Here is a 12961-nt window from a genome sequence, read left to right on the forward strand (position 1 = left end):
AATAATAATTGCAACTACAATCATACCTATCAGAATTACAAGAGTTTTATCCCGCAATTCTGATTTTATCATGTTCCAGCAAATAGCTTTAGCGGCTGCTTTTTTCAGCAGCAAGCCAGCGATTATTGCAATAAAGCTCCAAACACTAATGATTCACTCATTCTTTTTCTTTTAAATTTTATGTTCTTTTTCCTAAGCTAAAACATGATGCCTGCCCTTAGGTACAATAAACGGAGATCCTGACACCGGATCTTTAATAACCTCACAGTCCAATCCAAACACCTGCTTGATCAGTTTTTCTGAAATAATCTCCGAAGGCTCTCCTTTGGCAATTAAATTTCCTTTTTGTAAGGCAAAGATATAATCTGCATAACGGGCAGAAAGATTAATGTCGTGAAGGACCATAACAATGGTGGTTCCCTTCTTCCGGTTTAAATCCGTCAACAAATCAAGGATCTCGATCTGGTAAGTAATATCCAGGAATGTGGTCGGTTCGTCTAAAAGCAGAATATCGGTCTGCTGGGCCAGTGCCATAGCAATCCAGACTCTTTGACGCTGACCACCGGATAATTCATCTACACTCCGGTCCGCAAGTTCTGTGATTCCCATAATTTCCAAAGCCTCTTCCACCGCTTCATAATCCTGACTGCTAAGCCCTTTTAAAAAGCTCTGGTAAGGAAAGCGTCCACGGGATACCAGATCAGAAACCGTAATTCCTTCCGGGACTACCGGTGATTGAGGAAGCAGACCAAGAATTTTTGCCAGTTGTTTGGGCGGAATGGAACTGATCTCTTTTCCGTCAAGACATACCTGACCTGATTCAGGACGAATCAGCCTGGCCAGGGTTTTTAACAGCGTCGACTTTCCGCATGCATTGGAACCGATAATCACACTGATTTTATTTTCCGGTATTACTACATCAATCCCATTGATAATAATTTTTTTCTCATATCCGGCAACAAGGTCTTTTGCCGTAAATACTGGTGTTTGCTTCATGCTCCTCCTCCGGTTCGGTTGATTCGTATTAACAGAAAGATTAGATAGGGGGCACCCAGGATTCCGGTTATCACTCCCACTGGAAAACGGGTCCCAAATACATGCTGCCCAATGAGATCCGCAGCAAGCACCAAAATCGCTCCCGTCAGTCCGGCAGGTATGGTGTTGGGTGCCCCGGCTCCTGCAAGCCTTCCTGCGATTGGTCCTGCAAGAAAAGCAACAAAGGCAATCGGCCCAGTGACAGCAGTTGCATATGCAATTAAAAATACGGAACTGATTACCAGAATAAGCCTTGCCTGATCGGTCTTCAATCCCAGTGTTACCGCGGATTGATCACCCAATTCAAGAATCTTTAGCTGTCTTCCAAATAAAATCTGGACTCCTCCAAAAATAACAACTACTGCAAAAAGTCCGGGAATACTTTTCATTTGCATTCCATTTAAACTGCCGTTGAGCCATCTTAAAGCAGTTGAAACATCATGTTCATTGGCTTTGAGAATCAGAAATGAGATCACTGCATTTAACATTGCCTGGATTCCAATTCCAATCAGGATCAGCCTTCCACCGGAAAAACTGCCTCCTCTGGATAAACCGTATATCAGTGTTGCCACAGCAATTCCTGATAAAACCGCCGAGACAGAAACAATGCTTCCGCTGATTTTTAATATAAGAATACAAAATACGGCAGCAACACTGGATCCGGAGGTAACACCGATGATATCAGGACTTGCCAGAGGATTACGAAGCATGGTCTGAAAGGTATTTCCAGCCATTCCAAATGCCAGACCTGCGAACAAGCCGGCAAGCAGCCTGGGAAGTCTTATGGTTCCCACCGCAAAAGCGGCTCCCTTTATCTGCTCTCCCAGAAGCACCTTAAATATGACCACAGGAGAATATGTGGTAGTTCCAAAATACAGCATTGCCATGCACAATATTGCAGTGATTGCGATTAACACGGCTGTTATGGTTCTATAACGAATTTTTCGCTTTTGAAATCCCGCTTGAACTGTAGTAAGAATATTTTTTGTCATAAGGAACGCACCTTCACTCTCATCGCTATCCATATCAACACAGGTGCTCCGAAAAATGCGGTAACAATTCCTGCTTCCAGTTCTCCCGGATGTCCAATCATTCTTCCGATAATATCAGAAATCGTTAATAAAATCGCACCGCCAACCGCAGACATTGGTATCATGCATCTCATGCTGGAGCCGCATAGCAGTCTCATGGTATGAGGAATCATCAGTCCCACAAATCCAATGGGTCCTGCAAGAGCAGTCGTAGCACCACATAGAAGCACGCCTGCAGCAGCACTTACAATTCTGACCAAAGAAGTATTTACACCTTGTCCCGTTGCCACATCATCTCCCAGCGCCAGAGCATCAAGAGAAGAGGAGGATAAGATACCTATTCCAAGTCCTGCAACTATAAAAGGTAAAATTGATAAAATGCCTGTCCATGTTGCTCCGCTGACACTTCCCACTTGCCAGAACCGATATGCGTCCATTACATCCGATCTTGGAAGAATTACGGCACTGACCAGAGAAGACAGCGCCGCACTGATGGCAGCTCCGGCTAGCGCAAGCTTAATGGGAGTGGCTCCTCCGTATCCAAGAGAACCGATTCGGTATACAACTACAGCCGTTACCGCAGCTCCTGCCATAGCAAACCAAATGTACTCGCTCGCCGTACTGATATGAAAAAACGCTATTCCGCTAACTACAAACAAAGAAGCACCCGTATTTACCCCTAATATGCTTGGATCGGCAATGGGGTTGCGGGTAATTGCCTGCATCAAAGCTCCTGAAACTCCCAGGGAAGCACCGGCTATCATACTGAAAACGGTTCTCGGAATCCGTTCCCTGACAACCAGAGAATCAAAAGAATTGGCTCCATTTCCAAATAAAGCAGCAATCACTTCACTGAGTCCCACATTTCTTGAACCAAAGATAAACGAAGCAAAGGCGGCCAGAATAAGGCCGAAACCGGATACAATAACTAAAACGATTATTTTATTTGCTTTCATTTCACTTTATCAGCTGCCTCTCCGATCAAACCTAAATACTCATCAATGGTTGCCGGGATAGAAAGTGCGCTTGGAGTACAGGAAGCCGCTAACGGTGTGCCGTCAGGAATCATTACCACAGAACCTCTTTTTACAGCAGGAATGGTTCCAAGCAGAGAATCTGCCTGTAATGCAGTTAAAACGTTCTGGTCTCCATAAGCTATAATAATATCAACGTCTTTCAGTAAATCAGCATTCTCTGCACTAATCTCAGCAGAAAAACTTTTGGAATTCTTCCCAAGGCTTATCACACTTTCCGGAACTTTTAATCCCAAATCAGTAAGATAGGCAGCACGTGGGTCCGTAGGGAGATATACACTAAATTTACCTAAATCAGAAGGATTGAAATAGAAAAATGCTGCTGTTTTGCCCGTTATCTGGGAATACTCTGCCGTTTTATCTGCAATCTGTTTTTCTAAATCAGAAACCAGTTTTTCACCCTCCTCTTTCATTCCCATACCAGTCGCATCAAGAATGATCTGATCTCTCCAGTAGGTCTGCCAGGCAAGGGTCGGATAAGCGACTACAGGAGCAATCTCACTTAACAAATCATACTCTTCTTTTGTAATTCCCGAATAAGCCGCAAGTATTACATCTGGCTGGGCTGCACTGATTGCTTCATAATCAAGTCCATCCGTATCATGAAAAAGAACTGGATTCTCCACTCCAAGCTTTTTGAAACCGTCCCTTGTCCACGGCAGCAGACCGCTGCCATCCGTCACGCCATAGTTGGCTTCTGATACTCCCACAGGAGTAACTCCTAATGCCAGAATCACATCCTGATTCCCCCAGGAAATAGATGCCACTCGCTCTGGTTTCTTATCAAGAACAGTTTCTCCAAACGCATGTTTTATAGTAATGGAATCCGATGATTTCGCTTCGCTTTTAGCTGTTGTAGTTTCCGTTTCAGTTGATTCCGTTTCAGCAGCAGATGACTTCGGATTCTCTGCTTTACCAGCACATGCAGTTAATGTCACTGCTAAGGTTACACTCAAAAGGAAACCCAGTTGTCTTAATTTCATGTTTAACACCTCAAATAGTTTTCTTAAATTTGTTAGTTTAAACTAACTATCGTTAAGGTTATCAAACTCCAGTTGCTTTGTCAAGTGGACCGGTCGTGCAAAGGTATTTAGAGGGTACTTATTGGGAGACTATATTTTATATTACTGGTTTAATCTTATTAGTAAATATTATATTATGATTTATTTCATATATAGTTATTTTTTATTATATTTTTCTTATATTTATCGCACTCCACATTACTCTTTTGTAATGTTTTACACAGAATAGTGTCAATAGAATGCTTTCATCTTATTCTTTATTCCATTTTTTATAGGGCCGTATAATGACCCTATGATATTTATGATAAAACCAGAGGTGATTATAAAAGTCAAAAAAATCTGGACTTATGTCCATAACTCAGACACAAGCCCAGGCTAATTACACCATCACTATAATTTATTTAATCCCTACTCCTCAACCTCATGCAGCTTCCTATTCCCATTCAAATTAATAATCCCCGCCACAAATTCCTCTTTTTTCACCACAATAATCCGATACCCCTTCGCCACAAACAGCAGCCCCAAGAGAAAGAGCCCCATAAAAATTATGAGCAAAGAAGTTTCATTTCCATTCCCCGCATTCCACACATTCCCGATCATTGAAAATAAGCAAATAAAAATACCGATTACATAATAAGATACTTTTTTACTCATAATTTTTATCCTCCTGTTTTTTTATAAATATTATAGCACATTCTCGTGTTAAAAATTGTTAATTTTAACCATCATCTTTTATATTCTCACAAAAACCGCTTTTATTGAAATTAATTATCAAATAGTGCACCAGTCTCCCACATTTTTTTTCCTTAAATCTTTTTTCATTCTCAAATTTTTTAAATCATATTGTTTTTTCCCCATAACTCCGCTATAATAGAACCACCAATCAAATCTAAAATCATTTCTATATCTGTTACGGTTCTGAAATTCAATTTCAATTCCCTAAAGAATCATCCAAATCCAGTTGTAAATCTGCACTCTGCAATTTACATAAATCACATCTAAGGAGGTATACCCATGGTATACGAAGCATTTCTTGAAACTATCAAACAATCCGTTGGAGAACGTCTTGGTCCGGATTTTACGCTGATTCTCCAGTCCATTACGAAAAACAATGGTCTGGTTCTGGATGGGCTGTGCATTGAAAAAGCTGGAGAAAAAGCTGCTCCCACCATTTACTTAAACCAATTTTACGAACCATATGAAAATGGAATTCCTATCAACGAAATCGTCGAAGATATTCTACTGCTCTATCAGACCAACCGGCTTCCCGATCATATTAAAATTGAAAAACTATCTTCTCCTGAATACATCAAAACAAAAATCATTTACCGGCTGATTAATGAACCAGCCAATCAGGATCAGTTATCAGATATTCCTCACATCTCTTATCCATCTCTGGATTTATGTCTCATCTTTTGCCTGTCTCTGCATCGGTCACAAGATGACCTTTTGACCGCATTGATCCACAACAGCCACCTAAAGACCTGGAACTTAACCACAGAAGAATTATTTCAGGCTGCAAAAATCAATACGCCCTATCTATTCCCCGCACGCATCCGTTCCCTCTCAGAAGTAATAAAAGATATCGCCAGGAATTCCGCAAAAGAAGAGATAGAGGAAGAAGATTTAATTGATTTTTTTGATACCACACCTCTGTCACCACCCATGTATGTACTTACCAATCCAGCAGGTATCAATGGTGCTGCATGTATGTTTTACGACGACATATTAAAAGACTTCGCCACCTGTACAGACAGTGATCTAATCATTCTGCCTTCCAGCATTCACGAAGTCCTTATAATCCCCAACAGCAAAAATATATCCATAAAAGAACTGTCTGAAACCGTCTTCTCCATCAATCAGGAGGAAGTCCCGGAAGAAGACCGCTTGTCCAATCACATCTATTTCTATTCCAGAAGCAGCGACGAACTCACCATCGCTTTCACCTCTTCTTTCCCAATCGGAACAAAGAATCCATAATAAAGATTGCCATGGCAATGGCGCCTGAAATCTGCAGCGTCTGTACCAGATAATAACTGGATAGCTCTGTATTGTTGCTGATTACATAGGACACACTGCGGTAAATAGAAGCTCCTGGCACGGACGGAAGAATCCCTGCTACCAAAAAAACAGTTACCGGAGCTTTGAATATCCTTGCAGAGACATGGCTTGCCAAAGCCACTAAAAGCGTGGATAAAAATGCCGCAGCCGTAACTGACCCTGCTGCGGCATCCACCAAAAGATAGGCCAGCCAGCCTGCCGCCCCAATACTGCCTGCCAAAACCACATACTTTTTTGGTAATTCCAAAATCAGGGAAAAACTGATCACTGCCAAAAATGCACCAACCGTCTGCACTACCATAGAACCCCTCCTGTCAGCCACTGGAACAACCCCATACCGGCTCCTACTCCTGCTGCCACAGCCAAAGCGACCACTATCGCTTCCACCATTCTTGCTGTACCGGAAGCATAATCACCATTTAACGTATCTCGGATTGCCGTAGTGAATATTACCCCTGGTACCAGAGGCATGATTGCTCCGATAATGATAATATCACTCTTGACTCCCGGCAGCAGCCAGCGTTCCACAAACAATGCGGTTACTGCAATTAAAAAAGCACATACTCCATTGATGCAAAAGTCATTGAGCCGGAACCGAACCGATAGTTCCATGGTTCCTGCAAGAACAGCACCCGTCACTGCCGCTCCCAGACAGTCCCTTCCACTTCCCCCCAGCAGCAGCGTAAAAAAAACTGCAACGCCTACAATACCCACATCCTTCAGCAAGCCGCTATACTGCATGGTATTGCGTATTTCCTTCAGCTTACCATAAGCCTCTTCTACCGTCAAAAGATCCTCACAAAGTCTGCGTGATACATCATTGACCAAAAAAACCCTGTTTAGATTTGTAGATCTTCCCGGTACTCTCCTGGCCACTGTGATAGCTTCGATGGAAGGATCATTGAGCGAAGCAAATATCCCGGTAGAAAAGACAATGGCCTCCGCAGTCTCCCGCCCTGCCTTACGTAAGATATGGTCTATGGTATTTTCCACTCGAAAAATTTCCGCACCGCTTACCAGCATAATTTCGCCTGCCAGTACTGCGGTTTCCACAAGCAGTTTATCATTCATTCACGTATCCCTCAAAATTTAGTATAAAATAGGAGGCTTCCCATCTGAAACACCAGAACAGCTGCAAGCCAAGCCACTGCAAGCTGAAAAAGCACCATCCCAATGGTCCATTTTATGGAGCCCGTTTCTTTTTTTATTGCCGCAACAGCGGCAATGCAGGGAGAATAAAGAAGACAGAAAATCATGAGTGCATAAGCATTTACACTCCCGAATCCAAAGTTTCCAAGACTCCCAAAAAGCTGTTTCATTCCTGCTGCCGAATTGATATTGCTGATTCCAAAAAGAACAGAAAAACTGGAAACCACCACTTCTTTTGCAGAAAGCCCGGAAATCAGTGCTACAGCAATTCTCCAATCCCCCAATCCTGCGGGACGAAGAATCGGAATAAGAACACGTCCGATGATTGCTGCAAAGCTTTTTGATACATCAGTAACAAAACCGTTAGGTCCTCCGTTTAATACAAACCACAATACAATGGTTGCCAGAAAAATAGTGGTTCCTGCCTTACTTAAATAATCCTTTACCTTATCCCATACATAGATGGTTACCGTTCTTCCATCAGGCATTTTGTATTCCGGAAGCTCAATAAGGAGTGTATCCTCTCCCTTTGCACCTGCCAGGCGATGAGTGATAAAGGCAATCGCAACCGCCATTATAAGACCTACAAGATATAAAGAATATGCCACTGCCAATGCATGATTTGGAAAAAACATTCCAGAGAATAAAATATAAATTGGAAGTCTTGCCGAACAGGACATAAACGGCGTAATGAGTATGGTTCTCTTCCTGTCCCTATCGCTTGACAGAGCCCTTGTTGCCATAACAGCCGGAACTGTACAGCCAAAACCAAGAAGCATGGGCAGAAATGCTTTTCCAGATAAACCTACCCGCCCCATCACTTCATTCATCACATAAGCTACCCTTGCCATATACCCGCTGTCTTCCAGAAATGCCAGCGCAAGAAACAAAATAATGATATTCGGCAAAAACGTGAGAATCCCTCCTACTCCCGCTGCGATACCATCAACCACTAACGATGTGATCCAGCCAGAGGCTCCGATTCCCACCATCAACTGCTGCATATACGAAGAAAACAGATCCAATGCAATCTCAAAATATTTCTTCAGAATATCACCGATGGTAAACGTAAAAAAGAACACCAACGCCATTATTCCCAGAAAGAAAGGCACACCCAGAACCGGATGGGTCAAATAATGATCGATCTTATCCGTGAGTGTGCAGCTTCCTTCTTTTTTTACCAGACATTGTTCCATAATTTCTTCAATATAATCATATTTCTGATTGATAATTTCCTTTTCATAATTCCGGTCAACAATGCCGCTTAAATCGACGAGGCAATCATTCATAACCGTTTTATCATATTCCAGGCACTTGATCGCATACCATCTTATGTTATCCAGATTGTTATCATGAGATTTTAAAATCGTTTTTATCTTGCAGATCTTATTTTCAATTCTAGGAGTGTATTTCACTGTCACCCCCTGAGGCGGCTCCTTGTAATGATGAACGACCGTATCCAACAACAGCTCCAATCCGGTTCGGTTTCTAGCAGAGACAGGCACCACTGGAATGGTACCAAGCATATCAGAAAGGCGGTGAAGATTTATCTCTATTCCCCTCTCCTCCACAAGATCCATCATGTTAAGTGCCAGAATCATTGGTTTTTTCATTTCCAGAAGCTGAAGAGTTAAATACAGATTACGCTCCAGAGAGGAAGCATCCGCTACGTTTACAATCACGTCCACTTCTCCGTCTTCCAGACACCTTCTCGTAACTTTTTCTTCCATCGTATAACAGGACAGGCTGTAAATACCAGGCGTATCTATCAATTTTATGGGACAGTCATTATAACTGGTCATGCCTTCCATTCTCTCGACCGTAACTCCCGGCCAGTTAGCTACTTTTAATTTGGCACCGGTGAATGCATTAAATAAAGTTGTTTTTCCGCAGTTAGGGTTTCCAACAAATCCAACACGGATCCCTTTATTTTCCTCATTCATGACTGGCGGCCTCCCTTATTTCAATTCCCTCTGAGATTTTTCTTCCAAGAGCAAGTCTGGTACCTCTTACTTTAATAATTACAGTACCTCTTCCCTTTTTATTCATCAGAATTACCGGAGTCAGTTCTGTGATTCCCAAGGACTCCAGCCGCCTGGTGATCGCATCATTTACCATAACACGGTATACAATGTATGTTTTCCCGATCTCCCCTTCATGAAGCTTCATGATAATCTCCTCTGCATGCAGACATTTCCTGTCATTGCATCCATAGAAATTTTACTATTCCCCCAATTCATTGTCAATGCCGCTTACTTGTACGATTTTTAAAATAATTACAAAAAGGAATGAACTCATTCGTCATCCATTTCCTGCAGCATCTTTTTTACCTGTACCATACGGTCACGCAGCTTGGCGGCCTCTTCAAAATTCAGTTCTGCGGCTGCCTGATGCATTTTCTTTGTAAGCTCTTTGGCAAGCTTCTCCAGTTCTTTGGCATCCATGGATTCCGGATCCTTTTTAAAGTCTTCCTCTTTCTCAATGGCGGCTTTTGAAATTGCAATCAGATCCCTGACTGACTTTTTAATGGTAGTCGGCGTGATCCCATGTTCTTCATTATACTTTTGCTGAATTGCCCTTCTACGGTTCGTCTCTTCAATTGCCACCCGCATGGAATCCGTAATATGATCCGCATACATGATCACATGGCCTTCTGAATTTCTGGCGGCCCGGCCGATCGTCTGTATCAGAGAGGTTTCTGAACGTAAGAAACCTTCTTTATCCGCATCAAGGATTGCCACCAGCGTGATCTCTGGAATATCAAGACCCTCCCGCAGCAAATTGATGCCCACCAAAACATCAAAAACATCAAGACGCATGTCACGGATTATCTCGGAGCGCTCCAGCGTATCAATATCGGAATGAAGGTATTTGACCCGGATTCCCACCTCTCTCATGTAGTCGGTCAAATCCTCCGCCATACGCTTGGTCAGCGTGGTAATGAGAACCTTATTCTTCTTCCCAATCTCTTTATTTACTTCAGAAACCAGATCATCAATCTGCCCCTCCACCGGTCTTACATCAATTTCCGGGTCAAGAAGACCGGTAGGCCGTATGATCTGTTCCACTCTCATCAGCTCGTGCTCCGCCTCATAAACCGAAGGAGTCGCGGAAACAAACAGCATCTGATTGATCTTGGATTCAAATTCCTGAAAATTCAACGGGCGGTTGTCCAAAGCAGAAGGAAGACGGAACCCATAATTGACCAGAGTGGTCTTTCTGGAACGGTCTCCTGCATACATTCCCCGGATCTGAGGCAGCGTAATATGAGACTCATCCACGATGATCATAAAATCATCTGGGAAATAATCAATAAGGGTAAAAGGCGGCTCCCCCTCTTTCCCACCGGTCAAATGTCTGGAATAGTTTTCGATTCCCGAACAAAATCCAGTCTCCCTCATCATTTCCACATCAAAATTGGTTCGTTCCGCAATTCTCTGTGCCTCTAAAAGCTTGTCTTCACTTTTAAAAAACTCCACCTGCCCTTTAAGCTCCTCCAAAATCGTCTGAGTCGCAAGCTCCAGCTTATCCTTGGAAACCACATAATGGGAAGCCGGAAAAATAGCCACATGGCCAAGCTCCGCCCGGATCTCTCCGGTCAGGGTATCAATCTCCGTAATCCGGTCCACCTCATCACCAAAAAATTCCACCCGGTAAGCCTCACTGCCGGAATAGGACGGAAATATTTCCACCACATCGCCTCTGACCCGGAAGGTTCCACGCCTGAAATCCATATCGTTTCTGTCATACTGGATCTCAATCAGCTTATGGATCATCTCATCCCGATCCTTCATCATACCCGGCCTTAAAGAAATAACCATCTCCTTATAATCTATGGGGCTGCCCAATCCGTAAATACAGGAAACCGATGCAATAATAATAACATCCTGCCGTTCCGAAAGAGCCGCCGTGGCAGAATGACGGAGTTTATCGATCTCATCATTGATTGCAGAATCCTTCTCAATATAAGTATCTGATGAGGGGACATAAGCCTCCGGCTGGTAATAATCATAATAAGAAACAAAATACTCCACTGCATTTTCAGGGAAAAATTCCTTAAACTCGCCATAAAGCTGAGCAGCCAGCGTTTTATTATGGGCAATAATAAGCGTCGGCTTCTGAATTCTCTGAATGACATTGGCCATGGTAAATGTTTTCCCAGAACCGGTAACACCTAATAATGTCTGGAACTGATTGCCTTCCTTAAAACCTTCCACCAGCTTTTCAATGGCTTGAGGCTGGTCACCGGTAGGCGCATACTCTGAGTGTAATTTGAACTCCATGATTTTTTCACCTCCAAAATCTCTTAATGCAAATTATATCATAGCAGGAACAAAAAGTATAGCGGATAAAGAACATCAGTTCTGATATGTGGACTATTTCATCTTCCATAACTTACAGCAATCATTGTATACAGTTAAAATAAGGCTATACCCTCTCCTGGTAATTTTTCCAAAGTAAGTCACAGGCAAGGACCGCAGATGCAATGCGTTTAAAAATAGATTGAATTTTAAACTTATTTGTTATATGATAACTCTCAAACAATCAAACAGCAGGAGGACTTATTATGTATAGCTTTAAGAACGATTACAGCGAAGGCGCACATCCAAAGATACTGGAAGCTTTGATTCAGGAGAATTTAATCCAGAACGACGGTTACGGACTTGACCCTCACAGCCTTCATGCCGCAGAGCTGATCCGGCAGGAAATCGGCCGTGATGATGCTGATATCCATTTCATCGTTGGCGGCACCCAAACCAACCTGATTGCCATTGCAACGGCTCTCCGCCCCTGGCAGGCAGTGATCTCTACGGATAAAGGCCATATCAATGTTCACGAAACCGGTGCGATTGAAGCCACCGGCCACAAAGTTCTTGCTATGCCTGTAAAAGACGGAAAACTGACTCCTGCTGATATATTAAAGGCCCTGGACCATCATACAGATGAACACATGGTCCAGCCAAAGATGGTCTATATCTCCAATTCCACTGAAATCGGCACCCAGTACACAAAAGCCGAACTGGAGGCCTTACACCATATCTGCCGGCAGAAAGACCTGTATTTATTTCTTGACGGTGCACGTATGGGTTCCGCACTGACAAGCCCGGTCAATGACTTAACCCTGAAAGATATTGCACAGCTCACTGATGTCTTCTATATTGGAGGTACAAAAAACGGTGCCCTCTATGGAGAAGCACTCATCATCAATCATCCCGATTTAAAACCAGATTTTCGTTTTATGATCAAACAGCGGGGCGCCATGCTGGCAAAAGGCTGGACTCTTGGCATCCAGTTTGAGGAGCTGTTCCAGAACAATCTTTATTATGATCTGGCCGCTCACGCAAATGAAATGTCTGCCCTGTTAAAAAAGGGCATCCAATCTTGCGGTTACTCCTTTTTTTCAGATTCCTCCACCAACCAGCTGTTCCCCATTCTTCCTGATGCCGTGATAGCAAAGCTTAAAAAAGATTTTCTCTTTTCCATACAGGAACGGTTCGATGACAGCCACACCGTGATTCGTCTGGTAACCTCCTGGGCCACCAGAGAAGATGCCTGTAAAGAATTTATCAAATCCCTGGAATCCTGTAAATAACAAAAAGCCTCTGTATGCCAGCAATTTCATTCCGGC

12 protein-coding genes are annotated in these 12961 nt (G+C 43.0%); 2 read left to right on the top strand and 10 right to left on the bottom strand.

Features of this window, described 5'->3' with window-relative positions; all coding sequences use genetic code 11:
* Positions 1–192: 192 nt before the first annotated feature.
* From VIG27_RS13545 to VIG27_RS13565, 5 genes are all read right to left on the bottom strand, one after another.
* Positions 193–996 carry an ABC transporter ATP-binding protein gene (locus VIG27_RS13545; RefSeq protein WP_394523056.1) on the bottom strand — a complete coding sequence of 268 codons (804 nt, stop codon included), beginning with the start codon at positions 994–996 and terminating at the stop codon, positions 193–195.
* The gene (locus tag VIG27_RS13550; protein WP_394523057.1) at positions 993–2027 is read right to left on the bottom strand and encodes a FecCD family ABC transporter permease; all 1035 of its coding nucleotides are present in this window, start codon (positions 2025–2027) and stop codon (positions 993–995) included. The genes VIG27_RS13545 and VIG27_RS13550 overlap by 4 nt, the downstream gene beginning before the upstream one ends.
* A complete protein-coding gene (locus tag VIG27_RS13555; RefSeq protein ID WP_394523059.1) occupies positions 2024–3022 on the bottom strand; it encodes a FecCD family ABC transporter permease in 999 nt (332 codons plus the stop codon). The genes VIG27_RS13550 and VIG27_RS13555 overlap by 4 nt, the downstream gene beginning before the upstream one ends.
* Positions 3019–4083, bottom strand: a complete 1065-nt coding sequence (locus VIG27_RS13560) for an iron-siderophore ABC transporter substrate-binding protein (RefSeq protein WP_394523060.1) — start codon at positions 4081–4083, stop codon at positions 3019–3021. Before VIG27_RS13560 ends, VIG27_RS13555 begins: the two co-directional genes overlap by 4 nt.
* A gap of 447 nt (positions 4084–4530) precedes the next feature.
* Complete coding sequence (locus tag VIG27_RS13565; protein WP_394523061.1) at positions 4531–4776, bottom strand: hypothetical protein; 246 nt, start codon at positions 4774–4776, stop codon at positions 4531–4533.
* 360 nt (positions 4777–5136) lie between these two features.
* On the opposite strand from VIG27_RS13565, the gene VIG27_RS13570 reads away from it, so the two are divergent.
* Positions 5137–6102 carry a DUF5688 family protein gene (locus VIG27_RS13570; RefSeq protein WP_394523062.1) on the top strand — a complete coding sequence of 322 codons (966 nt, stop codon included), beginning with the start codon at positions 5137–5139 and terminating at the stop codon, positions 6100–6102.
* On the opposite strand, the gene VIG27_RS13575 is transcribed toward VIG27_RS13570, so the two are convergent.
* The 5 genes from VIG27_RS13575 to uvrB all read right to left on the bottom strand — a co-directional run bounded on the left by VIG27_RS13575 (position 6065) and on the right by uvrB (position 11615).
* Positions 6065–6484: a threonine/serine exporter family protein gene (locus VIG27_RS13575; protein ID WP_394523063.1), complete on the bottom strand. Its 420-nt coding sequence runs from the start codon at positions 6482–6484 to the stop codon at positions 6065–6067. The genes VIG27_RS13570 and VIG27_RS13575 overlap by 38 nt on opposite strands.
* Positions 6478–7254 (bottom strand): threonine/serine exporter family protein, encoded by a 777-nt coding sequence (locus tag VIG27_RS13580; RefSeq protein WP_394523065.1) that lies wholly within the window; start codon positions 7252–7254, stop codon positions 6478–6480. The genes VIG27_RS13575 and VIG27_RS13580 overlap by 7 nt, the downstream gene beginning before the upstream one ends.
* A gap of 11 nt (positions 7255–7265) precedes the next feature.
* A complete protein-coding gene (gene feoB / locus VIG27_RS13585) occupies positions 7266–9275 on the bottom strand; it encodes a ferrous iron transport protein B (RefSeq protein ID WP_394523066.1) in 2010 nt (669 codons plus the stop codon).
* Positions 9268–9501, bottom strand: coding sequence for a ferrous iron transport protein A (locus tag VIG27_RS13590; RefSeq protein WP_394523068.1), 234 nt, complete (start codon positions 9499–9501; stop codon positions 9268–9270). Before VIG27_RS13590 ends, feoB begins: the two co-directional genes overlap by 8 nt.
* A gap of 125 nt (positions 9502–9626) precedes the next feature.
* Entirely contained in the window at positions 9627–11615 is a 1989-nt protein-coding gene (gene uvrB / locus VIG27_RS13595; protein ID WP_394523070.1) for an excinuclease ABC subunit UvrB, read from the bottom strand.
* Positions 11616–11899: 284 nt separating this feature from the next.
* Between uvrB and VIG27_RS13600 the strand changes: the two genes are divergently transcribed.
* On the top strand, positions 11900–12925 hold the full coding sequence (locus VIG27_RS13600; RefSeq protein WP_394523071.1) for a threonine aldolase family protein: 1026 nt from the start codon (positions 11900–11902) through the stop codon (positions 12923–12925).
* Positions 12926–12961: the final 36 nt, after the last annotated feature.

The organism is Lacrimispora sinapis, from assembly GCF_043633585.1.
Taxonomy (GTDB): Bacteria; Bacillota; Clostridia; order Lachnospirales; family Lachnospiraceae; genus Lacrimispora; species Lacrimispora sinapis.

What these genes read in the sequence shown, in the direction of transcription:
- VIG27_RS13545 (WP_394523056.1), bottom strand. Translation starts at nt 996, where the DNA reads ATGAAGCAAACACCAGTATTTACGGCAAAAGACCTTGTTGCCGGATAT.
- VIG27_RS13550 (WP_394523057.1), bottom strand. Translation starts at nt 2,027, where the DNA reads ATGACAAAAAATATTCTTACTACAGTTCAAGCGGGATTTCAAAAGCGA.
- VIG27_RS13555 (WP_394523059.1), bottom strand. Translation starts at nt 3,022, where the DNA reads ATGAAAGCAAATAAAATAATCGTTTTAGTTATTGTATCCGGTTTCGGC.
- VIG27_RS13560 (WP_394523060.1), bottom strand. Translation starts at nt 4,083, where the DNA reads ATGAAATTAAGACAACTGGGTTTCCTTTTGAGTGTAACCTTAGCAGTG.
- VIG27_RS13565 (WP_394523061.1), bottom strand. Translation starts at nt 4,776, where the DNA reads ATGAGTAAAAAAGTATCTTATTATGTAATCGGTATTTTTATTTGCTTA.
- VIG27_RS13570 (WP_394523062.1), top strand. Translation starts at nt 5,137, where the DNA reads ATGGTATACGAAGCATTTCTTGAAACTATCAAACAATCCGTTGGAGAA.
- VIG27_RS13575 (WP_394523063.1), bottom strand. Translation starts at nt 6,484, where the DNA reads ATGGTAGTGCAGACGGTTGGTGCATTTTTGGCAGTGATCAGTTTTTCC.
- VIG27_RS13580 (WP_394523065.1), bottom strand. Translation starts at nt 7,254, where the DNA reads ATGAATGATAAACTGCTTGTGGAAACCGCAGTACTGGCAGGCGAAATT.
- feoB (WP_394523066.1), bottom strand. Translation starts at nt 9,275, where the DNA reads ATGAATGAGGAAAATAAAGGGATCCGTGTTGGATTTGTTGGAAACCCT.
- VIG27_RS13590 (WP_394523068.1), bottom strand. Translation starts at nt 9,501, where the DNA reads ATGAAGCTTCATGAAGGGGAGATCGGGAAAACATACATTGTATACCGT.
- uvrB (WP_394523070.1), bottom strand. Translation starts at nt 11,615, where the DNA reads ATGGAGTTCAAATTACACTCAGAGTATGCGCCTACCGGTGACCAGCCT.
- VIG27_RS13600 (WP_394523071.1), top strand. Translation starts at nt 11,900, where the DNA reads ATGTATAGCTTTAAGAACGATTACAGCGAAGGCGCACATCCAAAGATA.